Source organism: Mycobacterium sp., assembly GCF_032162605.1.
Classification (GTDB): domain Bacteria; phylum Actinomycetota; class Actinomycetes; order Mycobacteriales; family Mycobacteriaceae; genus Mycobacterium.
This window is the reverse complement of sequence record NZ_JAVROT010000182.1, coordinates 1-21,617: the sequence shown is the minus strand read 5'-3', so window position 1 is coordinate 21,617 and position 21,617 is coordinate 1. Positions and strand designations below refer to the sequence as shown.

At 68.1% G+C, this 21,617-nt stretch carries 22 protein-coding genes; 6 read left to right on the top strand and 16 right to left on the bottom strand.

What is annotated here, in order from left to right:
- Positions 1 to 35: 35 nt before the first annotated feature.
- Complete coding sequence (locus QOI01_RS11475; protein WP_526380950.1) at positions 36 to 734, top strand: LppX_LprAFG lipoprotein; 699 nt, start codon at positions 36 to 38, stop codon at positions 732 to 734.
- Complete coding sequence (locus tag QOI01_RS11470; RefSeq protein WP_526380948.1) at positions 734 to 2,290, top strand: MFS transporter; 1,557 nt, start codon at positions 734 to 736, stop codon at positions 2,288 to 2,290. The genes QOI01_RS11475 and QOI01_RS11470 overlap by 1 nt, the downstream gene beginning before the upstream one ends.
- A gap of 4 nt (positions 2,291 to 2,294) precedes the next feature.
- On the opposite strand, the gene QOI01_RS11465 is transcribed toward QOI01_RS11470, so the two are convergent.
- From QOI01_RS11465 to QOI01_RS11425, 9 genes are all read right to left on the bottom strand, one after another.
- Positions 2,295 to 2,450: a hypothetical protein gene (locus QOI01_RS11465; protein WP_526380946.1), complete on the bottom strand. Its 156-nt coding sequence runs from the start codon at positions 2,448 to 2,450 to the stop codon at positions 2,295 to 2,297.
- Positions 2,451 to 2,678: 228 nt separating this feature from the next.
- Positions 2,679 to 3,680, bottom strand: coding sequence for a bifunctional diaminohydroxyphosphoribosylaminopyrimidine deaminase/5-amino-6-(5-phosphoribosylamino)uracil reductase RibD (ribD, locus tag QOI01_RS11460; protein ID WP_526380944.1), 1,002 nt, complete (start codon positions 3,678 to 3,680; stop codon positions 2,679 to 2,681).
- A gap of 7 nt (positions 3,681 to 3,687) precedes the next feature.
- Positions 3,688 to 4,365, bottom strand: a complete 678-nt coding sequence (rpe, locus tag QOI01_RS11455) for a ribulose-phosphate 3-epimerase (protein WP_526380942.1) — start codon at positions 4,363 to 4,365, stop codon at positions 3,688 to 3,690.
- Positions 4,366 to 4,425: 60 nt separating this feature from the next.
- A complete protein-coding gene (locus QOI01_RS11450; RefSeq protein ID WP_526380940.1) occupies positions 4,426 to 5,817 on the bottom strand; it encodes a transcription antitermination factor NusB in 1,392 nt (463 codons plus the stop codon).
- On the bottom strand, positions 5,814 to 6,752 hold the full coding sequence (gene fmt, locus QOI01_RS11445; protein WP_526380938.1) for a methionyl-tRNA formyltransferase: 939 nt from the start codon (positions 6,750 to 6,752) through the stop codon (positions 5,814 to 5,816). Before fmt ends, QOI01_RS11450 begins: the two co-directional genes overlap by 4 nt.
- A 3-nt stretch (positions 6,753 to 6,755) precedes the next feature.
- On the bottom strand, positions 6,756 to 7,304 hold the full coding sequence (locus QOI01_RS11440; protein WP_526380936.1) for a LemA family protein: 549 nt from the start codon (positions 7,302 to 7,304) through the stop codon (positions 6,756 to 6,758).
- Positions 7,298 to 9,100, bottom strand: a complete 1,803-nt coding sequence (locus QOI01_RS11435) for a DUF2207 family protein (protein ID WP_526380934.1) — start codon at positions 9,098 to 9,100, stop codon at positions 7,298 to 7,300. Before QOI01_RS11435 ends, QOI01_RS11440 begins: the two co-directional genes overlap by 7 nt.
- On the bottom strand, positions 9,097 to 11,139 hold the full coding sequence (locus tag QOI01_RS11430; RefSeq protein ID WP_526380932.1) for a primosomal protein N': 2,043 nt from the start codon (positions 11,137 to 11,139) through the stop codon (positions 9,097 to 9,099). The genes QOI01_RS11435 and QOI01_RS11430 overlap by 4 nt, the downstream gene beginning before the upstream one ends.
- Positions 11,136 to 11,942, bottom strand: a complete 807-nt coding sequence (locus tag QOI01_RS11425; RefSeq protein ID WP_526380930.1) for a lysoplasmalogenase family protein — start codon at positions 11,940 to 11,942, stop codon at positions 11,136 to 11,138. The genes QOI01_RS11430 and QOI01_RS11425 overlap by 4 nt, the downstream gene beginning before the upstream one ends.
- On the opposite strand from QOI01_RS11425, the gene QOI01_RS11420 reads away from it, so the two are divergent.
- The 4 genes from QOI01_RS11420 to QOI01_RS11405 are packed head-to-tail and all read left to right on the top strand — an operon-like array spanning position 11,896 to position 15,760.
- Complete coding sequence (locus QOI01_RS11420) at positions 11,896 to 12,849, top strand: alpha/beta hydrolase (RefSeq protein WP_526380928.1); 954 nt, start codon at positions 11,896 to 11,898, stop codon at positions 12,847 to 12,849. The two genes, QOI01_RS11425 and QOI01_RS11420, sit on opposite strands and share 47 nt — an antisense overlap.
- A gap of 5 nt (positions 12,850 to 12,854) precedes the next feature.
- Entirely contained in the window at positions 12,855 to 13,826 is a 972-nt protein-coding gene (locus QOI01_RS11415; RefSeq protein WP_526380926.1) for an alpha/beta hydrolase, read from the top strand.
- Positions 13,823 to 14,215: a YdeI/OmpD-associated family protein gene (locus QOI01_RS11410; RefSeq protein WP_526380924.1), complete on the top strand. Its 393-nt coding sequence runs from the start codon at positions 13,823 to 13,825 to the stop codon at positions 14,213 to 14,215. Before QOI01_RS11415 ends, QOI01_RS11410 begins: the two co-directional genes overlap by 4 nt.
- 54 nt (positions 14,216 to 14,269) lie before the next feature.
- The gene (locus tag QOI01_RS11405; protein WP_526380922.1) at positions 14,270 to 15,760 is read left to right on the top strand and encodes a flavin-containing monooxygenase; all 1,491 of its coding nucleotides are present in this window, start codon (positions 14,270 to 14,272) and stop codon (positions 15,758 to 15,760) included.
- Between the two features lie 15 nt (positions 15,761 to 15,775).
- On the opposite strand, the gene QOI01_RS11400 is transcribed toward QOI01_RS11405, so the two are convergent.
- From QOI01_RS11400 to mihF, 7 genes are all read right to left on the bottom strand, one after another.
- Complete coding sequence (locus QOI01_RS11400) at positions 15,776 to 16,537, bottom strand: SDR family NAD(P)-dependent oxidoreductase (protein WP_526380920.1); 762 nt, start codon at positions 16,535 to 16,537, stop codon at positions 15,776 to 15,778.
- Between the two features lie 27 nt (positions 16,538 to 16,564).
- Positions 16,565 to 17,578: an acetamidase/formamidase family protein gene (locus QOI01_RS11395; RefSeq protein ID WP_526380918.1), complete on the bottom strand. Its 1,014-nt coding sequence runs from the start codon at positions 17,576 to 17,578 to the stop codon at positions 16,565 to 16,567.
- Between the two features lie 98 nt (positions 17,579 to 17,676).
- Positions 17,677 to 18,885: a methionine adenosyltransferase gene (metK, locus tag QOI01_RS11390; protein ID WP_526380916.1), complete on the bottom strand. Its 1,209-nt coding sequence runs from the start codon at positions 18,883 to 18,885 to the stop codon at positions 17,677 to 17,679.
- A gap of 114 nt (positions 18,886 to 18,999) precedes the next feature.
- A complete protein-coding gene (coaBC, locus tag QOI01_RS11385) occupies positions 19,000 to 20,256 on the bottom strand; it encodes a bifunctional phosphopantothenoylcysteine decarboxylase/phosphopantothenate--cysteine ligase CoaBC (RefSeq protein ID WP_526380914.1) in 1,257 nt (418 codons plus the stop codon).
- 72 nt (positions 20,257 to 20,328) lie between these two features.
- A complete protein-coding gene (rpoZ, locus tag QOI01_RS11380; protein ID WP_526380912.1) occupies positions 20,329 to 20,625 on the bottom strand; it encodes a DNA-directed RNA polymerase subunit omega in 297 nt (98 codons plus the stop codon).
- A gap of 34 nt (positions 20,626 to 20,659) precedes the next feature.
- Positions 20,660 to 21,247, bottom strand: coding sequence for a guanylate kinase (gene gmk / locus QOI01_RS11375; RefSeq protein ID WP_526380910.1), 588 nt, complete (start codon positions 21,245 to 21,247; stop codon positions 20,660 to 20,662).
- Between the two features lie 29 nt (positions 21,248 to 21,276).
- Complete coding sequence (gene mihF, locus QOI01_RS11370) at positions 21,277 to 21,600, bottom strand: integration host factor, actinobacterial type (protein WP_057165041.1); 324 nt, start codon at positions 21,598 to 21,600, stop codon at positions 21,277 to 21,279.
- Positions 21,601 to 21,617: the final 17 nt, after the last annotated feature.

Below are 21,617 nucleotides of genomic sequence, written 5' to 3'. Positions count from 1 at the left end.
ACTGTCCACCACCCCACACCCACTACTATGCAGATATGCAGACGCGCCCTCGCATTGCCGTCCTCGTGTCCACCTTCGCTACGCTCCTGCTCATCGCGGGCTGCAGCTCCTCAACCAAGTCCGCTGCACCGCTGCCCGACGCGGCGTCTCTGGTCAAGGACTCCGAACAAACCACCAGGCAGCAGAAGAGCGTGCACTTGGAGCTGGCGGTGACCGGCAAGATCGAGGCGCTGCCGATCGAATCCGTCAGTGGCGACCTGACGAACGCTCCTGCCGTCGCCGCCCAGGGCAAGGCCAACCTCGTCGCCTTCGGGCAGAGCTTCAAGGACGTCGACTTCGTCGTCGTGGACGGAAACCTCTACGGCGCGCTGACGCCGGGGAGCTTCACGAACTTCGGTCCAGCAGCCGACATCTACGACGTAGCTGCGATCCTCAGCCCCGACAAGGGCCTGGCCAACCTGCAGGCGAACTTCTCGGAGCCGAAATCCGAGGGGCGCGAGACGATCAACGGCGTCGACACCGTGAAGATCAGCGGCAAGGTCACCGCCGAGGCCGTCAACGGCATCGCCCCTCAGATCGCCGCCACCGGCCCGGTCCCCGCCACCATGTGGGTCAAGGAGGACGGTGACCACGATCTGGTGCAGGCCAAGCTCGACACCAGCCCTGGCATCAGCCTGCAGATGACGCTGAGCGACTGGGGCAAGACCGTCAACGTCACCAAGCCCGCCGCCTAATGCCGGGGGTCCAAGGCACCGCTGAGCCTACCGCGTCCAGCCGGCGAATTGCGATCACCGCCGGCGGGCTCGCCGTCCTGCTCGGCGCGCTCGACACCTACGTCGTCGTCTCGATCTTCACCGACATCATGCGCGACATCGGGATCTCGCTCAATCAGATTCAGCGCGTCACCCCGATCATCACTTGGTACTTGCTCGGCTACATCGCGGCCATGCCGCTACTGGGCCGGGCGTCGGACCGATTTGGCCGCAAGCTGGTCCTGCAGCTCAGCCTGGCCGGCTTCGCGGCGGGTTCGGTGGTCACGGCGCTGTCCACCGATCTGATCCCGATGGTCATCGGCCGAACGATTCAGGGCACCGCGAGCGGGGCGCTTCTCCCCGTGACCCTTGCCCTGGCTGCGGACCTGTGGGCGTCGCGGAACCGCGCCGCGGTGCTCGGCGGCATTGCAGCGGCGCAGGAACTCGGCAGCGTCCTGGGCCCGCTGTACGGAATCGCGGTGGTCTATGCGTTGAACACCTGGCGCGACGTGTTCTGGATCAACGTCCCGCTGGCGATCGTCGCCATGGTGATGATCCACTTCAGCCTTCCGGCCCAGGACAAGGACGGCCCGCGCGAGAAGGTCGACGTCCTCGGTGGCCTACTGCTCGCCGCTGCGCTGGGGTTGATGGTCATCGGGCTGTACAACCCGACACCCGACGGCAAACAGGTCCTGCCGAGCTGGGGACTCCCGGTGCTGGTGTCAGCGCTGATCGTGGCCATCGCGTTCTTCGCGTGGGAGAAGTTCGCCAACACCCGCCTCATCGATCCCGCGGGAGTGAAGTTCCTCCCGTTCCTGGCTGCCCTCGGCGCCTCGCTGTGCACGGGAGCGGCCCTCATGGTCACGCTGGTCAACGTCGAACTCTTCGGCCAAGGCGTGCTGGGCAAGCAGCAGACCGAAACCGTCTTCCTGCTGGTGTGGTTCCTGGGCGCACTCCCCGTCGGCGCGGTAATCGGCGGCTGGATCGCCACCAAGATCGGCGATCGCATCATGGCGTTCGTCGGGTTGCTGATCGCAGGCTTCGCGTACTGGCTGGTGTCGCATTGGACCGTCGACGTGCTCTCCGCGCACCACGACCTCGGGCTGTTCACCCTGCCCACGTTCGGCACCGACCTCGTGCTGGCAGGCCTCGGCCTCGGTCTCGTCATCGGCCCACTGACGTCGGCGACACTGCGGGCCGTGCCGGGCTCACAGCACGGAATAGCTTCCGCCTCAGTGGTGGTCGCCAGGATGATCGGAATGCTCATCGGGCTGGCATCGTTGAGCGCCTGGGGCTTTTACAAGTTCAACCAATACCTGGCGGAGTTGCCGAAACCCAAGGGCGCCAACCTCATGGAGATCGGCGCGCAGCTCGCCGCAAATGTGCGGATCGCCTACACGATGCAGTACGGCGAGATCTTCTTCATCACCGCGATCGTGTGCGTGGTGGGCGCGGTTCTGGGCCTGCTCATCAGCGGCAAGAACGAGCACGTGGACGATTCGAATACCGCAACCGAGATGATCGGCGTTGAGCGCTAGCGGGTCAGCAGCGTTCGACGCCTGGGCTGATCAGCTTGAGTTCGGCACGCTCTTCAACGTCCGGGGTGCTCAGTACGGCGCGCAGTGGGCCGAAGACCATTTGCTTGATGGTGCTCTGATCGACGGGGCGAAAGCTGAGCCAGTCCTGCAGTGCAGTCATTGCTCGTCGTCCTTTACTCGTCGTTCATCGGGGTGGGCAGCCTGACCGGGATGGCCTCGACTCTGCTCTCGATTTTACGGACGCCGTCGGCTCGAATCCGGTCCGAATGGGGCGGGTGAGGTCTCGAACGGGTAACGAGTCACCAACTGAAGCCATTTGTGCGTGACGCGAGTCACATTGGCGGCCAAGGGAATTCCAGATCTCACCGATATCGGGACCGACCAGAACCTAGCCCGGCACCAGGCTCAGTCGTAGGTCCGGTCCGAGGCGCTGCATGCCGTCGAACCGCCACCGCTGAGCCTGCGCGATGCTCATCACGCCGATCTCGTCGAGTGCGGTGACCGGGCCGCCGAGCAGGATCGGGGCCATGTAGGCCAGGATGCGGTCGATCAGGCCGGCCTGCAGGAACGCGCCGGCCACCGTCGGACCGCCCTCCAGCAGGACGTCGGTCCGATCGGACAGCGCCCGCGTCACCTCGTGGGGATCGCGGGTGCGGATCACCATCGTTCTGGAATCGTCGTTGAGCACCCTAGCGTCCGGAGATATCTCCCGCTCCCCGACCACGACGCGCAGCGGTTGCCGATCGGCGAGCGAGCCGTCCGGCAGTCTCGCCGTCAACGTCGGATCGTCGATGAACACGGTGCCCGTTCCGACCACGATCGCATCGGCGACCGCACGGAGTCGGTGCACGTCGGCCCGCGCCGCCTCACCGGTGATCCACTGGCTGCTGCCGTCGGCGGCAGCGCTGCGCCCGTCGATGCTCGACGCGAACTTCCAGGTGACGTGCGGCCTTCCGGTGCGCTGCCGGTGCAGCCACTCCCGCAGTGATCCACCCGCGACCTCGTCGGCCAGCACACCCACCTCGACCGAGACTCCGGCGTCGGCCAACCGCCTCGCCCCACCCGCTGCGGCGGGATTGGGGTCGGCGACAGCGTAGGCCACCCGCGAAACCCCGGCTGCGACAAGGGCATCCACGCAGGGCGGCGTGCGCCCGTGGTGGTTGCACGGCTCCAGCGTGACGACGGCGACGCCGCCGACCGCGCGCTCCCCCGCCCGCCGCAAGGCAACGACCTCCGCGTGCGGCCCACCGGGAGGTTGCGTCGCGCCGACGCCCGCGATGCCGCCGTCGCGATCCAGGATCACCGCGCCGACGGGCGGATTCGGATAGGTCGTGCCCTTCACTCCATCAGCCTGCGCGATGGCCGACCGCATGGCGTCCTCTGTGTTCATCGAGCGGTCATGGGGTCAAGTGCTTGGACGCCGCTGCCGCCTGCCTGCGCAGCGCCTGCACGGCGAGTGCTGGATCGGTGGCGCTGAACACCGCCGATCCCGCGACGAAGCAGTCGACGCCGGCTTCGGCGGCCGCTTCGATGGTGTCGGAGTTGATCCCTCCGTCGATCTCCACGACTATCGTCAGTTCACCGGCGTCGACCAACCGTCGCACGGCGGCGACCTTCGGCAGCACGTCGGGAATGAACTTCTGCCCACCGAACCCAGGTTCGACGGACATCACCAGCAGGGTGTCGAAATTGCGGAGGATCTCCAGGTACGGCTCGATCGGGGTGCCAGGCTTGACGCTCAGGCCGGCCTTGGCGCCTGCGGAGCGAATGTCGCGGGCCACCGCCACCGGGTCGTCGGTGGCCTCGGCGTGGAAGGTCACGTTGTACGCGCCGGCCTCTGCGTACGGCGGCGCCCAGCGTGCCGGATCGTCGATCATCAGATGGCAGTCCATTGGAATGTCGGTCACCTCGAGCAGGCTCTCCACGACCGGCAGACCCAGCGTGAGGTTCGGCACGAAGTGGTTGTCCATGACGTCGACGTGCAACCAGTCGGAGCCGGCGACGGCTGCGATCTCATCGGCCAGCCTGGCGAAGTCGGCAGCCAGAATCGACGGCGCTATCAAGGGTTCTGCCATGGTGGTCAGCTTAGGTACGGCGGGCAGGAGCGAAGCGACCCGGGGGCATTAGGGCGATGCTCACCGCACCACCTGCAGGGCCGCCGCGAACATGGCATCGGTGCCGTGCCGGTGCGGCCACAATTGCACGTGCGGGCCCGCCCCTAGACCAGCCATCGGAGTCGGCCCCGCCTCGAAGAGCGGCCGGGTGTCGATGGCGTGCACGGGTTGGCGGCGCAGGGCGTCGGCCACGACGCCGACCGTCTCGGCCAGATGCGGCGAACACGTCGCGTACAGCACGACGCCGCCCGTGCGGGTCAGTGCGATCGCCGCCGCGAGCAGCTCCTTCTGCAGTTTTGCCAGCGCGGGCACGTCGCCCGGCTGACGGCGCCACCGAGCCTCGGGTCGGCGCCGCAGCGCCCCAAGCCCCGTGCAGGGCGCGTCGACCAGTACCCGGTCGAACGACGCGGCGGGCAGGCCGGTCGCGCGGCCGTCGACGCGGAGCACGTCGACGTCCAACCCGCGGACGGCCTGCTCGACGAGCTCGGCCCGGTGCGGCGTGGGTTCGACGGCGGTCACCCGCGCGCCCGAGTCGGCGCCGATGGCGGCAAGCAGCGAAGTCTTTCCGCCGGGGCCTGCGCAGAGATCGAGCCAGCGCCCGTCGTCGCCTTCGACGGGGGCCAGGGTCATTGCCCGCGCCACCAACTGGCTGCCCTCGTCCTGCACCTGGGCCGCACCACCCCGCACGGCGTCGAGTTGACCGGGATCGCCACCGGAGAGGTACACGGCATACGGCGAGTAGCGGCCGACCTCGCCGTCGACTGCCTGAGCCAACGTCTCGGCCGTCAGCACTCCGGGCCGGGCGGCCAGATGAACCAGCGGGCGGTCGTCGTCGCTGGCGAGCAACGCACCGAGTTCGGCGGCGTCCGCGCCGAGGGCATCGGCGAACGCCTGCCCGATCCACCGCGGATGGGCATGCGTGAACGCGACGTGGCCGACCGGGTCGGCGTCGGCGGACGGCGCCAGCTCGGCTACCCAGGACTGCTCGTCGCGGGCCGCTATGGTGCGCAACGTCCCGTTGACGAAACCGGCACGCGCCGTGTCGAATTCGATCGCGGCCTGTTCGACGGTGGTGTCGACGGCGGCGTGCGCGTCGACCCTGGTACGCAGCAGCTGGTACGTGCCGAGCCGCAGCAGGTCCAGCAGCACCGCATCGATGCGAGCGACCGGGCGGTTCGCCGCGAGCACGATGACGGCGTCGAGTAGACCGAGTGCCCGGCACGTGCCGTAGGCGAGCTCGGTGGCGAAGGCCGCGTCACGGCCGGTGATGTTCCGTTCCCGCAGCAGCGCGGGCAGCACGAGGTTGGCATAGGCGTCGCGCTCGGAGACCGCGCGCAATACGTCGAACGCCGCCTGCCTGGCGGGATCGAATGGCCTGCGTGGCGGTCGCCGCCGTCCCGGCGGGTGGCTCACGTGGCGCTCGCATGCTCGTCGAGCCGCGCTCCACGGGCCCAGTCCGCGGCCTTCATCGGTTTCTTGCCCGGCGGCTGAATCTCGCCCAGCAGCACCGACAGTGACGCGGTACCCACCTTCACGCCTTCCCGATCGACGCGAATGGCACCGGGCGACAGCGGTTCCCCATCGCCCTCCCCATCCAAGACGGCCACCGGGCCAAGCTTCACTCGCAGGTCGCCGATCATGGTCCAAGCACCGGGGTTGGGCGTCACCGCGCGGATCCGCCTCTCGACCACCTGGGCGGGCAGTTCCCAGCGCACCCGTGCCTCGTCGACGGTGATCTTCGGCGCGAGAGTCACTCCTTGGTCGGGCTGTGGCACGGCGGCCAGCGACCCGTCCGCGAGGCCGTCCAGGGTCTTCTCCAGGAGCGTCGCTCCCGAAAGCGACAGCCGCCCAAGGAGATCGCCTGCCGTATCCGTGGGACGGACGGTTTCGGTGACCACCCCGAACACGGGTCCCGAGTCGAGGCTGGGTTCGATGCGGAACGTCGTCGCACCGGTCACCGAATCGCCTGCCGCGATGGCGGCTTGCACCGGGGCCGCCCCGCGCCATGCGGGCAGGAGTGAGAAGTGCAGGTTGATCCAGCCGAGCGGGGGCACTGAAAGCAGGCCGTCGCGCAGCACTGCGCCGTACGCCACCACGGCACAGCAGTCCGGAGCCAGATCGTGGAGTTCGGCGACGAATTCGGCGCTGTTGGGCCGCTCCGGACGCATCAGCGGGATACCGGCGTCGGCGGCGAGCTGCGCGACCGGGGACGGCGAGGGTCTGCCGCGTCGGCCGGACACGGCGTCGGGCCGCGTCAGCACCGCGATGACGTCGTGATGCGGCGAGTCGATGAGACGCCGCAGTGACGGCAATGCGGGTTCGGGTGTGCCCGCAAAGATGATTCGCACGAATTACCTAGGGCTTCCGGCTGGGATCTGGTAGTACTCGCGTTCGGACACCCCGGCGAGCGGGGCGACGAACATCCACGGAATGGTGGTTACGGTCTTGTTGAGCGTAGCAACGGCGTCGTTGTAGTACTGGCGGGCGAACGCGAGCTTGTTCTCGGTGTCGGCGAGGTTGTCCTGCAGGTTCAGGAAGTTGGTCGATGAGTTCAGCTGCGGGTAGGTCTGTCCCAGTGCCAGTACCGGTCCGAGCGCGTTCTCCAGATCCCGTTCGGCCGCGCTGCGTTGCGCGACGGACTTCCCGCCGGTTGCCGAGGTCAGCGCGGCACGGGCGTCGGTCACGTGATCGAGCACACCCTTCTCGTGGGCGGCGAACGTCTGGACCGTGTGCACCAGGCTCGGGATGAGCGACGCGCGGCGGGTCAGTTCGACGTCGATGCCGGACAGCGCCTCGGAGACGCGGACGTCGGCGGAGCGAGTCTTGTTGTAGCCCATCACGAAACCCGCGAGCACCGCGGCTAGTAGCAATACCACCAAGATCAACACGTAACTCACCACGAGCCTCCTCCTCCGCCGCCGCCTCCGCCACCCCCGCCGCTGGACCCGCCGCCGCCCGATGAGGACGACGACGACTGCGACGCGGTGTAGGCGCCGATCGAGGACGACAACGCGGAATCGAAGCTGTCGAAGTTCGGGCCGCCCGAGTGCCCGCTGAAGCCCCGGCCGCTGGACGTCGACGACGAATTGTACCAATCCGGTTGCGGGGCAATTGCTCCCGTCGCATCCTGGTACTTCTTGGCCCACAGCGCCGCCGTGCCCGCGGCGATCGCGAACGGGATGTAGGCCGTGTAGAGGTCCTTGCGGGCAGCGAAGTCGAATCGCGTCTCCGCCGAATCGGTCGAGAGGAGGCGGTGGAATCCGCCTGCCTGCGACCACAACTGACGCCCCGCCTCGGTGCGGCGCGTACCGACGCCAGCCGACCAGGACCGCCTGGAGAACAGGAAGAACGCGACGAACGGCAGCGCCCACATGGTGGCGGGAAAACCCCACCGGAAGAACGCACACACCGCCACGATGAGGGCTAGCCCGTTGGCCGAGCGCACCCACAATTCCTTCTTGCGCTTGACCATGAAGCCGCCGTCGATCGCCCACTTCCCGACGGCGGCGCCCATGTCGATCTTCGCCTTGTTGAGCTTCTTCCCCGCCTTCACCGTCTCGTTGGCCTCGAATTCGGCGCCGGGGCCCATCACCTTCAATGCCGACCCGACCGCGACACTGACCGGGTCGGCGTCCGCCCACGCCCCGCGGCCTGCCGTACCGCGGACGTTCCACTGCTTGTCGTCGACCTGTCTCAGCTCGACCAGCTTGCGCTCGGCGAGGTGGAACAACGTGGCTGTCAGGCCGTTCTTCGGTGTCGCCTCGGTGCGGATGTACTCGGCCTGGACCGGCCCCAGACCGGGCGGCGGCCCGTATTGCACCGGGAAGCCAGGAGGCGGCTCGACCGTCGTGCGATACCAGAGGAAGGCCACCAGCGATGCTGCCACGGACAGCCCGACGACCCAGGCGACGCCGCTCAGCGAGCGGCCAAGGACCCTGTCCCATTCGTAGGACCACGGCAGACTCGTGCGCGGCGGCGTCGCCACGTCGACGCCTGCCCGCAGGGTGACCGGAGTACGGGGCATCAGCTGTCCCGTGCTGAGCTCGACAGTGTTGCCGGACACCGTCAGTCCGCTGCAGGCCTGCCCGACTCCGACGCCGACGGCGCACTGGGCACCGGTGACCTCGGCGGGAAGGGTGACGCGCGCCCGCACCCGCTGGATCACGTTGTTCCACGACGGCGCGACGACGTTCCAGAAGAATGCGGACGTCGACTCGGGGGTGCCGACGGTCTGAGCGAAACGCCTGTTCGCGCCGGTGCTTCCGGGGTCGAGGACCCCGGGGATCGTGTAGCGCAGCTCGTAGGTGTGCGTGCCGTACGGAAGGGTGCTGTCGGGATCCCCGATCTTCGCGACCCGGAACCTGTCGCCTGACTCCCACAGCAACTGGTACGGCACGGGTTCGCCGTCCATCAGGATCGAGGTGATCTCGGGCTCTTGACGCACCTTGGGGCTGTTCTGGTTGGCGACGTCCCAGTAGCGGAAGATGCCGTGCCGCCCGGACGGGAACTCGCCCCGGATGGTCTCGACCGCGTTGAGAGTGCCGTCGGTACCGACGGTGTAGTCGGCCTGGTAGTCGCTGATCACGACGGGATCGTCGGCCGGTCCCGCGGCGGTGGTGCTCTGGAAGATCAACGGCCAGAGGAAGCCAACGGCGATGAGGGCCAACAGGATCAACCACCCGAAAACCCGCTTCACTGCACCTCCCCTACCGCCCCGCCCGAACTCGATTCGCCACACCCTATGTGCAACGGGTCGATTTGCACACGAACGGGCGGCTGATCGTGGCGGGCGCTGAACACGCCGGTCGCGCGGCGCAGCGCAGAGGCCAGACCGAGTCCACCGTCACGTGGCACCCGGACGAGCATCCGGCTCACTTGGGTCTCGCGTTCCGTGCCCGGCGGTCTGCGGGCGCCCGGCGGCAGGTCCACGGGGCCGAGTAAGTCGGCGCCGTCCGGCAGGTGCGCCGTCTGCAACAGCGCGGTCACCGCGGCCGGAGCCCCGTCGACGGCCGCCATGTGGACCGCAGGCGGCAGTCCGACCTCGGCCCGCGCGGCAAGCTCGGATTCGGCGTGCCCGACGGGATCCCAGCGGATGAGGGCCTGGACGGTCGGTATCGCCGACTCGGCCACGACGACCACCACTCCGCCGTCGCCCCGGTCACGTACGAGTGCGGCTGCCGCCATCCATCGGCGCAGGGCGTCCTCCGACGCTCGCAGGTCCTGCCTTCCGAGCAGGGCCCACCCGTCGAGCAATAGAGCTGCTCCGTACCCGCCCGGCGCCACGGGTTCTGCGCCAGGAGTGGCGACCACCAGGGACGGCGCGGCGGGCACCTCCGACACCATCGCATCGCCGCCCGACGTGATCACGGTGGTCCCGGGGAATGCCCGTCCCAGTTCCTCGGCGGTCCTGCGGGCACCGACGACGACCGCGCGCACCGCGTCTGAACCGCACCGCACACATCGCAGTGCCGCCTCGCCGCGGCCGCACCAGCGACAGACCGCGCCGATCGCATCGCGGTCGGACAGCGACATCGGCCCGGTGCAGTGCCTGCATCTGGCGATCGTTCGACACTTGCCGCACGACAGGGCGGGCACGTATCCCCGCCGCGGCACCTGCACCAGCACCGGACGGTCGGACCGCAGCGCGGCGCGCGCCGCGTCGAGCGCCATCGACGGCAGCCGCGCCGTGTGCGAGGCCGCGTCGCGCTCCTGGGTGTGGGCGCTGTCCTCGAGCGCGATGACGCGTGGCGTACGCAGCCGGACCACCGCCCGCGGGGCGACCATGTCATGCGCCCATTTGCCTGCCACCAGCGCCTGCGCCTCGGCAGTGCGGGCGTAGCCGGCGATCAGCGCCGCGCACCCCTCCTGGTGTGCGCGCAGCATTGCGACCTCGCGGGCGTGCGAGTACGGGGCGCGGGGTTCGGTGAGCGTGTCGTCGCCGTCGTCCCACACCATCACCAGCCCGAGGTCGGCGACCGGCGCGAACACCGCGCTGCGAGTTCCGATGACGAACCTGGCGTGACCGCGCAGGACGGACAGCCACCGGCGGTAGCGCTGTGAGGGTCCGAGCCCGGCGGACAGCGCGACGACCGCGCCTTCGTCGACGTGTCGGACCGCGGCCGCGGACAGCGCGTCGACGTCACGCTGGTCAGGTACGACGGCCAGTGCGGAACGGCCCGAGGCGACGACCACGGCCGCCGCCTCGGCGAGCCGGTCGGTCCACTGTTCCCCCGGCAGCGCCTGCCAGACGGCGCGAGCGGCCCGGCCCTCGCTCAGCGCGTCGAGGAACTGGCGGCCGCGGTCGTACTCCGTCCAGGCCGCCTTGTCGACCGGTCGCGCCGTCGCCGTCGGCGGCTCCGGCATGACCTGCTTCTCGACCGTCGCGTGTCTCGGTGGGACCGCGAGCCGCAGTACGTCGGCACGGGTGCCCGCGTACCTGGCGGCGACCGCGTCCACCAGCCGGCGGACGTCGGGGGTCAGCACCCGCTCATTGGAGATCACGCGGTCCAGAAAACCGAGCTTGCCGACGTGGTCCGTGTCCGAACGCCTCTCGAGGAGGAAGGCGTCGACGAGTCTGCCGTGAAAGCGCACCCGAACCCGCACGCCGGGTTGGGCGTCATCGGACTGCTCGGCCGTGACGAGGTAGTCGAACTCGCGATCGAGGTGCGGCACGGACAGGATCGGAAGCACCCGAGCAACGGGCTCGTGCTCGGCCGCCTGCCTGATTTCGGTCACGCCCGTGGTGTAGCAGAGTGTTCCGACGCCGATCCACCGCGGCCGAACAAGAGCCCTGCGGTGATCAACAGCAGTGACGTCGCATACGCCCACCAGATCGGCACGGCCAGTGCCTCCGAGCCTGAGGTCGCCGGCTGCCCGGCTCCGGCCTGCAGCACGAACTTGCCGATCCCGATCATTGCGTCGGACACCGCGAAACACAGCGCACCCAGCGCGGTCCACGGCGTCGGCAGCCCGGCCAACAGTGCCGTGCACACCATGGCGGCGAGCACCACCATGTACAGGACCACGGGAATCGCCATCCCCTCGGCAATCAGCCGCGGCCAGAACCACACCAGCAGCGCCACACACGCAACGCACACACCGATCGCGGTTGCCACCCTCGACGGAGTGCGGGTGGCCAGCGGAACCAGCGCGACGAGGAAGCACAGATGCGCGAGCAGGAACGCGCCGAGGCCGAGGACGAACGACGGCTTCCACCATGGCATCGCCAGCAGGAAGTCACCCGCCGCGGAGAACACCAGAGCGGCGACCAGCCAGCGGCGTTCGCGTGGGACCTGATGGCCGAGCGCCGCGGCGGCCAGCAGCACGGCGGCTAGGGCCTTGACTGCGGGCTGGAGAGCGAATTGGCCGGTGAGCGCGCTACCTGCGGGCGATCGCAGCGCCGTGACGAGGAGGAACACCCCGTAGGTCACGCCGACGGCCACCGCCGCGCCCCATAGCGCCCGCACCGTACGCGATGCGTACGGTGAGTCGATGCCCGTCACCGACGACGCCGACGACAAGCCCGGTCTGGATGCCATCCTGCAGAAGGTACTGGAAGCGGTGCCATTCCAGTTGACGACCGACGGAGGCCCGTACGCGGCACGGCAACGCTTCCGCGACCTCCCCCGCCGTCCGGTTCACCAGGACCTGCGAGTCGAAGACCGGACAATCGAGGGGCCCGCGGGTCAGGTCCCGATCCGGCTGTACTGGCCACCGGACGCCGGGGACGCAGTGGTGCCGGTAGTGATGTTCTTCCACGGCGGCGGATGGGTCGTTGGCGATCTGGACAGTTACGACGGGGATGCCCGCCGCCACGCAGTCGGCTCGGGTGCGCTGGTGGTGTCGGTCGACTACCGCCTGGCGCCCGAGCATCCGTACCCCGCGGCGGTGGACGACGTGTGGGCCGCGACGCAGTGGGTGGCAGCGCACGGCGACGAGCTCGGTGCCGACCCGAAACGGCTTGCGGTCGCTGGAGATTCGGCCGGGGGCAACCTCGCGGCGGTCGTCGCACAGATGTCGCGCGACGCCGGCGGGCCACCGGTCGTGTTTCAGCTGCTGTGGTATCCGGCGACGACATGGGACACTTCACTGCCCTCGTTCACCGAGAACGCGGACGCGCCGATCCTCTCCCTCGACGCCGTCGGCGCGTTCTCGCGGTGGTACGCCCGCGGCCAGGATCTGCGGAATCCACCGTCGACCCTGGTCCCCGGTCGGGCCAGTGACTTCTCGAGTCTGGCGCCGGCCTACATCGCGGTCGCCGGACACGACCCGCTGCACGACGACGGAGTTCGTTACGGTGAACTGCTGGCCGCCGCGGGAGTGCCTGTCGAGGTGCACAACGCCGAGACGCTGGTCCATGGCTACCTCGGTTACGCCGACGTGGTGCCCGCCGCCACGGATGCCGTCGCGCGGGGGTTGTCTGCGCTTCGCCGCGCGCTAGCCTGAGGCATATGACGGAATCCTCGACGACGCGGCCCGGTATCGATCCCATCCTAAAGGCACTCCTCGAGACCGTGCCGCTCGAGTTCACCATCGACGACGGCGTCGAGGTGGCGCGGGACAAGCTTCGCGCACTGAAGCCTCCCGCGGAGACATTGCCGGACATGCGCATCGAGGAACGGGCGATCGGTCACGGAGACCTCACAGACATCCCGGTGCGCATCTACTGGCCTCCGATCGAATCGCACTCCGACCTGCCAGTGGTGGTGTTCTACCACGGGTTCGGTTGGTCCGTCGGTGATCTCGACACGCACGACCACGTGGCACGGGCCCATGCGGTCGGCGCCGAGGCGATCGTGGTCTCGGTCGACTACCGACTGGCTCCCGAGCATCCCTTCCCCGCGGGCATCGATGATGCCTGGGCGGCCCTGCAGTGGGTCGGAGTACACGCCGCCGAACTCGGCGGCGACCCGGCCCGGATCGCCGTTGCGGGCGACTCCGCAGGTGGCAACGTCGCGGCCGTGATGGCGTTGCGGTCGCGGAACGCAGGCGGTCCACCGCTGGTGTTCCAGTTGCTCTGGTATCCGGTGGCCGTCGGGGATCTGACGGCGCCGTCGTTCACCGAGAACGCGGACGCGCCGCTCCTCAACCGCGAGGTCATTGAGGCGTTCCTGACCTGGTATGTGCCCGGCGTCGACATGTCCGATGCCGCCTCGCTTCCCACCGACCTGGCCCCCGCCAACGCGGCGACGCTGGCCGGGCTGGCACCCGCCTTCATCGGCACTGCCGAACACGACCCGCTGCGTGACGATGGTGGTAGGTACGCCGAAATGCTGTCCGCTGCAGGTGTTCCCGTTGAACGGAGCCTTGAGCCGACGATGGTGCACGGCTACGCAAGCCTGGCGCTCGCGTCACCTGCCGCGGCCGAGGCCACCAACCGCGGGCTCGCCGCACTCAAGGCGGCGCTGCACACGGGGCGATGAACGACCGCTTCGTGCTCGACGTCCGATCCTCGCAGCAGTGGGAGGACTGGTTGGAGGACAACCACGACTCGGTGACCGAGGTGTGGTTGCGGCTGTTCAACAGGGCCTCCTGGGGCAGGAGCGAAGCGACAGGGGGAATGGCGGGCGACGTGCCACTGGCCTACGGCGAGGCCGTCGAGATCGCGCTGTGCTTCGGGTGGATCGACAGTCTGGCCCGCGGGCACGACGAGGTGTCCCGTATCCAGAGGTTCAGTCCGCGTAAGGCCAAGAGCTCGTGGTCGAAGTCGAACGTCGAACGGGTGCACCGTCTCATTGCTGCGGGACGGATGCGTGCACCCGGTCTGCATCACGTCGAGGCGGCGAAGGCCGACGGGCGCTGGCCCACATAGCGGCTCTGCAGCGAAAGGCCGCCTTCGGGTGATCGGACGATGGAAGATCGACGCATGGCTGAACTGAGTTCCCCCGACTTTCACACCATCATCGTCGGCGCAGGGTTCTCCGGAATCGGCGCGGCGATCGAACTCGAAAGGGCCCGACTTGACGACTACCAGATCATCGAGGCGGGCGATGAAGCGGGCGGGACCTGGTATTGGAACACCTACCCCGGTGTCGCCGTTGACATCCCGTCGTTCTCATACCAGTTCTCGTTCGAGCAGAGCGCCGAATGGTCGCGTACCTACGCTCCCGGCCGGGAGCTCAAGGCTTACGCCGAGCGCTGCGTCGACAAGTACGGCCTGCGCGGGAGGATACGTTTCAACACCAGGGTCACCGGGGCCGCGTTCGACGATCGATCCGACTGCTGGCGGGTCGACCTGGACTCGGGCGATTCGCTGACTGCCCGTTTCATCGTCAACGCCAGCGGCGTGCTCACGGTGCCGAATTTGCCCGACATCGACGGGGTGGACGGCTTTGCCGGAATCACCATGCACACCGCGCGGTGGGACCATTCGCAAGACCTGTCCGGCAAGCGCGTCGCGATCATCGGCACGGGCGCCTCGGCGGTCCAGGTGATTCCCGCGATCGCCCCGATCGTCGACAAGCTGGTCGTGTTCCAACGGACGCCGATCTGGTGCATGCCGAAGCTGGACGTGCCCCTGCCGGCTCCCGCACGCTGGGCCATGCGGATACCGGGCGGCAAGGTGATCCAGCGACTGCTGAGCCAGGCCTATGTCGAGCTGACGTTCACGATCGCGGCCCAGTACTACACCGTGTTCCCGCTGGCTCGTCGCGCGGAGAAGATGGGCAGGGCGTACCTGAGGCGCGAGGTGCACGACCCGGAGGTGCGGGAGAAGCTCACGCCCCGTTATGCCGTCGGCTGCAAGCGACCCGGGTTTCACAACACCTACCTGTCGACCTACAACCGCGACAACGTGGAACTGGTCACCGAGCCGATCGACGAGGTCACCGGCTCCGGCGTCACGACCGACGACGGAGTCACCCACGAGGTCGACGTGCTGATCCTGGCCACGGGGTTCAAGGTGATGGACGTAGACAGCATCCCGACGTTCCCCGTCACCGGATCCGGTGGGCGATCGCTGGCCGGGTTCTGGTCGGAGCGACGGCTGCAAGCGTACGAGGGCGTGAGCGTTCCAGGCTTTCCGAACTTCTTCAGCGTGATGGGCCCCTATGGCTACGTGGGGTCGTCGTACTTCGCACTGATCGAGACGCAGACGCACCACATCGTGAGGTGTTTGAAGCGGGCGTCGAGCACTGCCGCGACCCGCGTGGAGGTATCGCAGGAGGCCAACGACCGCTTCTTCGCCGAGATGATGCGCAAGCGGCACCGCCAGATCTTCTGGCAGGACAGCTGCCAGGTGGCCAACAGCTATTACTTCGACAAGAACGGCGACGTGCCACTGCGGCCGACCAGCACGCCCGAGGCGATCTGGCGCAGCCGCCGCTTTCCCCTGGCGGACTACGACTTCAGCGCCTAGCCGTCAGCGCGCCGCTCAGAGTTGCACGCCGCGGGTCAGCGCGCCGTCGACGACGAGGTTGGTGCCGGTGATGAAGCTGGCGGCCGAACTGCTCAGGAACACAACGGCATTGGCGATCTCCCGCGGAGTCGCCATTCGGCCCGTGGGGTTGAGCCCGAGCGCCGTCTGGAACAGCTCAGGGTCGTTCTCCTCGATCGACGGCCACACCCCGCCCGGAAAGTAGGTGTTGCCCGGGCTGACCGTGTTCGCCCGGACTCCCCTGCCCGCAAGGTTGTGGGCCAGACCCTGCGTGTAGTGGATGATCGCGGCCTTCATCGTCCCGTACGGGCCCGAGGCGAAGTCGATCTCGCGCCCGGAGACACTTGAGATCGTGACGATCGACCCGGCGTCGCTCGCCAGAAGCTGCGGCAGCGCCGCCTCCACCAGACCGACGGTGCCCATCAGATCCACGTCGAAGCTCGCGCGCCAGTTCTCCTGGTTGTCCGGAATCGCGAGAGCACTGACGTTCGCCACCACGCCGTCGATGCCGCCGAGTGCCGTTGCGCTGGCCTGCACCCAGCTCCTCAGTGCCGCAGCGTCACCCACGTCGACGGCGGTTCCGATGGCCTCGGCGCCCTTGGCCACGAGTTCGGACTCCGTCGCATCCACGGCCTCCGGTGTGCGCGCGCAGTAGGCCACCACCGCGCCTTCGGCCAGCAAGCCGTCGACCACGGCACGGCCGATGCCCCGCGTACCGCCAGTGACCAGGAATCGCTTGCCGGTCAGTCCGAGTTCCATGTCGTCTCCTGGGTCGTCGGTGGGGTGTCAGTACGAGATCGAGCCGAGCGACCTTGCGACCCGGCGCAATTCATCGTGGATACCGCCGTAGGACGGCGCTGTGGGCAACAGTCGCTTGTCAACCTTGGTCACGGCGCTGTAGTTCGTGTCGACGACGTTCGCGATCGGAACCTGCGAAATCTGGCTCAGCAACTGGTACGCGTCGAGGCGATCGAGCCCGTAGAGCTGACCCAGCCAGCCGATCATCTCAACCTGTCCGGCCCGCCATGCTTCTTCGAGCGGGCGCCCCGAACCGATGCACATCAGGTGGGTGTCGGTCTCGATCCTGGGCCAGGCCGGGCCGCCGCCCTTGATCAGGTCGACGATGGCGGTGACGTTCATGGCGCCCTCGACCGCCGTGCCGCACGACTCTCCTTCGCCCTGCCGGTAATGGCCGTCGCCGAGTGAGAACAGCGCGCCGTCGACGTTCACCCGTAGGTAACAGGTTGCGCCTGGCGCCATTTCGGGAGTGTCCATGTTCCCGCCGAAGTAGTCCGGAACCAGCGAGGTGCGTACCTCGCGGTGCGCCGGAGCCACGCCGACGGTGCCGAGCATGGGGTTGGCGGGCAGCTTCAGCTCGAACTCGCTGCCCAGCGCGGAGAAGCCGACTGTCGCGGTGGCCGGGTCGTATTCGTAGATCCAGGTTCGCTCAGGAAGAGCGTTCTGCAGCGTCGGGCTGGCGGGGATGCTGGTGAGCCCGCCGAAGAACGGGATCAACGTCGAAGCCCCCCAGGTGCGGGCGGGTGTCAGGTCGACGAGGTGAACGGCCAACGTGTCCCCCGGCTCGGCCCCCTCGATCCAGAACGGGCCGGTCTGGGGATTGAGGTCGTCGGTGTTCAGAGCGACGCTGGCGACGTCGTCCTTGCTGGTGATCCGGCCGCCGTAGGCATCCTCGGTCCACAGCGTCAGAACCGAGCCCGGTCTGACCCGCCTGATCGGCGGGGCGCCGCCGAAGGTGTAGGCCAGCTGGTCGACCGAGGGCAGGAAGGTGACGTGATCCATGGCCACCATCCTGCTCGAATCTCGGCCCTGGCGCGGGCCGACAACGCAACGGCCCCCATCCCGCGAGGGAAATGAGGGCCGTGGCGTTGATCGGGTGACTACACGGAAGCCTTGAGCTCCTCGACCTTGTCGGTGCGCTCCCACGGTAGGTCGATGTCGGTACGGCCGAAGTGGCCGTAGGCGGCAGTCGCCGCATAGATCGGGCGCAGCAGGTCGAGATCGCGGACGATTGCGCCGGGACGCAGATCGAAGACCGAGGTGATGGCCTTCTCGATGCGGGCAGGATCGACGGTCTCACTGCCGAAGGTCTCAACGAACAGGCCGACGGGAGCGGCCTTGCCGATGGCGTAGGCGACCTGGACCTCTACACGCTCGGCCAGGCCGGCGGCGACGACGTTCTTGGCCACCCAGCGCATCGCGTAGGCGGCGGAACGGTCCACCTTCGACGGATCCTTGCCGGAGAAGGCACCGCCCCCGTGGCGGGCCCAGCCGCCGTAGGTGTCCACGATGATCTTGCGACCGGTCAGGCCCGCGTCCCCCATGGGACCGCCGAGCACGAACTTGCCGGTGGGGTTGACCAGCAGCCGGAAGTCGGAGGTATCCAGGGTGTCGTGATTCAGGTCGGCGAGGACCGTGTTGACGACCTTCTCCCGGATGTCCGGTGTGAGGGTGCTCACCAGGTTGATGCCGTCGGCGTGTTGTGTCGAGAGCACCACGGTGTCGAGTCGGATCGGAGTGTTGCCGTCGTACTGCACGGTGACCTGGGTCTTGCCGTCGGGCCGCAGGTAGTCGAGAACGCCGCTCTTGCGCACCTCGGTCAGTCGGCGGGCAAGGCGGTGGGCCAGCGCGATCGGCAGCGGCATCAGCTCGGGCGTGTCCTTGATGGCGTAACCGAACATCAGGCCCTGGTCGCCGGCGCCTTGGAGATCCAGCGGATCGCCTGCGCCCTCGACGCGCGTCTCGTGGGCGGTGTCGACGCCCTGGGCGATGTCCGGGGACTGCGCGCCGATGCCGATGTTCACGCCGCAGGTGGTTCCGTCGAAGCCCTTCTCCGAAGAGTCGTAACCGATCTCGAGGATTCGCTCGCGCACGGTGTTCGTGATGTCGGCGAACGCTTCCTTGGCGGTTGTGGTGACCTCACCAACCACGTGCACCTGCCCGGTCGTGACGAGGGTCTCGACGGCCACGCGTGACCTGGGATCCACGGCGATCAGCGAATCAAGCACCGAGTCGCTGATGGCGTCACAAATCTTGTCGGGGTGTCCTTCGGTTACCGATTCACTGGTAAACAGCCGGGCATTGCTCACGGTATATCCCTTTCAAGAAGTTAGTTAGACGAATCATATCGGTGCTCCGTTGCAGCCAAGCGTGCGCCCTCGTTGCGCGCAACCCTTACGCGCAGCGTGTTGCCGTCGGTTCCGTCACGAGCCGTCGCTACCGATGAAGGCCACGATCGCGTCCACGATACGGCTCGACATCAGCGTCTTAGAACCGTGCTCCAACGCGACTTCGTTGCCATCGGCCGCCAGCAGCCAGCCGTCGTTGTTGTCCACCTCGAACGCGCGCCCCTCGCCAACGGCGTTCACGACCAGTAGGTCGCATCCCTTGCGCTGCAGTTTCGCCCGTGCGTGAAACAGCACGTCACCGTTGGCGTCACCCGTCTCCGCTGCGAATCCGACGATGGCCCGCATGTTGGGCAGCTGGCCGTGCGCACGCGCCCGGACGGCTCCCGCCAGCACGTCGTCGGTACGCGTCAACGCGATAGTGGGTGCGGCCGCGGCCCCCGGCTCGTGAGACTTCTTGATCTTGGTGGTCGCGACCTGGGTTGGGCGGAAGTCGGCGACTGCGGCAGCCATCACCAGGACGTGCGCGTCGGGTGCGTGCTTCGACACCGCGTCCTGCAACTGGTCGGCCGAACCGATGTGCACGACGTCCACGCTCGCAGGGTCGGTCAGACCTGCCGTGTTACCTGCGATCAGGGTGACGTCGGCACCGCGTTGCGCGGCGACACGCGCCATCGCGAAGCCCTGTTTGCCCGAGCTGCGGTTGCCGATGAAGCGCACCGGATCGAGGGGTTCGCGGGTGCCGCCCGCGGTGACGAGCACCTTCACCCCGGCCAGATCGAACGGCAGAGCGTCAGGGCGGTCGAGCAGAAGCTGGGCCAGCGTCGAGATCTCTTCCGGCTCGGGCAGGCGACCCGCACCGCTGTCCGACCCTGTCAGGCGGCCCGAGGCCGGTTCGAGGACGATGTTCCCCCGGCGTCGCAGGGTCTCGACGTTCTGCACGGTGGCCGGGTGCAACCACATCTCGGTGTGCATCGCGGGTGCGAACAGAACCGGACATCGCGCGGTCAGAAGCGTGGCAGTCAATAGATCGTCGGCACGGCCCGCCACCGCCCTGGCCAGCACGTCGGCCGTTGCGGGAGCAACGACCACGAGGTCGGCCTCCTGGCCGATGCGGACATGCGGGACCTGGTTGACGTCCTCGAAGACGCCGGTGCGCACCGGTTGTCCCGACAGCGCCTCGAACGTGGCGGCGCCGACGAAGCGAAGGGCCGATTCAGTGGGGACGACGCGAACGGAGTGACCGGCTTCGGCGAGTTGGCGGATCACCGTGCACGCCTTGTAGGCGGCGATACCGCCCGCGACGCCGACGACGATCTGCTTGCGCTCGCTCATCGCTCTTCGCCCGAGAGGCTCATCGGATTGTCCGCTCTTCGCCCGAGAGGCTCATCGCCGCGCGGCCGGGGCCTAGCCCTCGCCCTCGGTGTGCTCGAGCAGGTCGCCGTGGATCTCGCGCATGGCGATCGACAACGGCTTCTCCTGCAGGCCTGGCTCGACGAGCGGTCCGACGTACTCGAGGATGCCGTCGCCCAGCTGGTTGTAGTAGTCGTTGATCTGGCGTGCCCGCTTGGCAGCGAAGATCACCAGCGCGTACTTGCTGGACGCACGGGACAGCAACTCGTCGATGGGCGGGTTGGTGATGCCCAGCGGCGTGTCGTAGGCGTTGGCGGCGTCGGAGTCGGGGCTCTCGACAGGGGTTGTCACGAAGTAATCTCCTGGCATGTTGCTTGAGGACTAGCTAACTGTTCGGGTCGGTCCACGCCGCATCCGGCGTGTTGCCCATCAGCAAGGATACCAACTCTGAACAGGCGAATTCCAATTGCCCGTTGACGACGACCGCGTCGAAGCCATCTTGGGCAGCGAGTTCGTCTCGCGCGGTGGCCAGGCGGCGGGCCCTCACCTCGGGGGTCTCGGTGCCGCGACCGGCCAATCGGGACTCCAGCGCCTCCCAGCTCGGAGGGGCGAGGAACACCGTCATCGCGTCCGGCATGGCGGCCTTCACGGCCCGTGCACCGGCCAGATCCACCTCGATGAGGACCGGGAAACCGGCACGCGCGGCCGCCCTCACGGGTTCGGCTGGGGTCCCTGAGCGGTGCAGACCACGGTGGATCTCGGCCCACTCGAGCAGGGCGCCCTCGTCGATCAACTGCTGAAACCGCTCGGCGGTGACGAACGAATAATCGACGCCGTCCACCTCACCCGGCCTTGGCGCCCTGGTGGTCACGGACACGCTGAAGTGCAGGTCGGGGACCTTGTCGCGCAGGCAGCGGACCACGGTCGACTTGCCGACGGCAGAAGGACCGGACAGCACGACGATTCGACTCATCGCAACCGCCGTCCGGTCCCCCGCCGGCACTAATCTGCCGTGAAGTCGAACTTTTCCAACAGGGCCTTGCGCTGACGATCGCCGAGGCCGCGCAGGCGGCGGGTCGGTGCGATCTCGAGCTCGGTCATGATTTCCTGCGCCTTGACCTTGCCAACCTTCGGCAAAGCTTCCAGCAGTGCGGAAACCTTCATCTTGCCCAAGACCTCGTCGCTCTCAGCGTCCTTGAGGACCTGCTTGAGGTTGGTGCCGCCACGCTTGAGTCGATCCTTCAATTCAGCTCGCGCTCGACGTGCGGCAGCAGCCTTCTCCAACGCTGCCGCGCGCTGTTCGTCGGTCAACTGGGGAAGGGCCACGGGTTCCTCCGTCTCTC

Coding starts and splice junctions, on each gene's coding strand:
- QOI01_RS11425 (WP_526380930.1), bottom strand. CDS start 11,942: ATGGCATCCAGACCGGGCTTGTCGTCGGCGTCGTCGGTGACGGGCATC.
- ribD (WP_526380944.1), bottom strand. CDS start 3,680: ATGAACACAGAGGACGCCATGCGGTCGGCCATCGCGCAGGCTGATGGA.
- QOI01_RS11395 (WP_526380918.1), bottom strand. CDS start 17,578: ATGGATCACGTCACCTTCCTGCCCTCGGTCGACCAGCTGGCCTACACC.
- QOI01_RS11405 (WP_526380922.1), top strand. CDS start 14,270: ATGGCTGAACTGAGTTCCCCCGACTTTCACACCATCATCGTCGGCGCA.
- QOI01_RS11400 (WP_526380920.1), bottom strand. CDS start 16,537: ATGGAACTCGGACTGACCGGCAAGCGATTCCTGGTCACTGGCGGTACG.
- QOI01_RS11415 (WP_526380926.1), top strand. CDS start 12,855: ATGACGGAATCCTCGACGACGCGGCCCGGTATCGATCCCATCCTAAAG.
- QOI01_RS11475 (WP_526380950.1), top strand. CDS start 36: ATGCAGACGCGCCCTCGCATTGCCGTCCTCGTGTCCACCTTCGCTACG.
- gmk (WP_526380910.1), bottom strand. CDS start 21,247: ATGAGTCGAATCGTCGTGCTGTCCGGTCCTTCTGCCGTCGGCAAGTCG.
- QOI01_RS11470 (WP_526380948.1), top strand. CDS start 734: ATGCCGGGGGTCCAAGGCACCGCTGAGCCTACCGCGTCCAGCCGGCGA.
- coaBC (WP_526380914.1), bottom strand. CDS start 20,256: ATGAGCGAGCGCAAGCAGATCGTCGTCGGCGTCGCGGGCGGTATCGCC.
- QOI01_RS11410 (WP_526380924.1), top strand. CDS start 13,823: ATGAACGACCGCTTCGTGCTCGACGTCCGATCCTCGCAGCAGTGGGAG.
- QOI01_RS11420 (WP_526380928.1), top strand. CDS start 11,896: ATGCCCGTCACCGACGACGCCGACGACAAGCCCGGTCTGGATGCCATC.
- QOI01_RS11465 (WP_526380946.1), bottom strand. CDS start 2,450: ATGACTGCACTGCAGGACTGGCTCAGCTTTCGCCCCGTCGATCAGAGC.
- rpe (WP_526380942.1), bottom strand. CDS start 4,365: ATGGCAGAACCCTTGATAGCGCCGTCGATTCTGGCTGCCGACTTCGCC.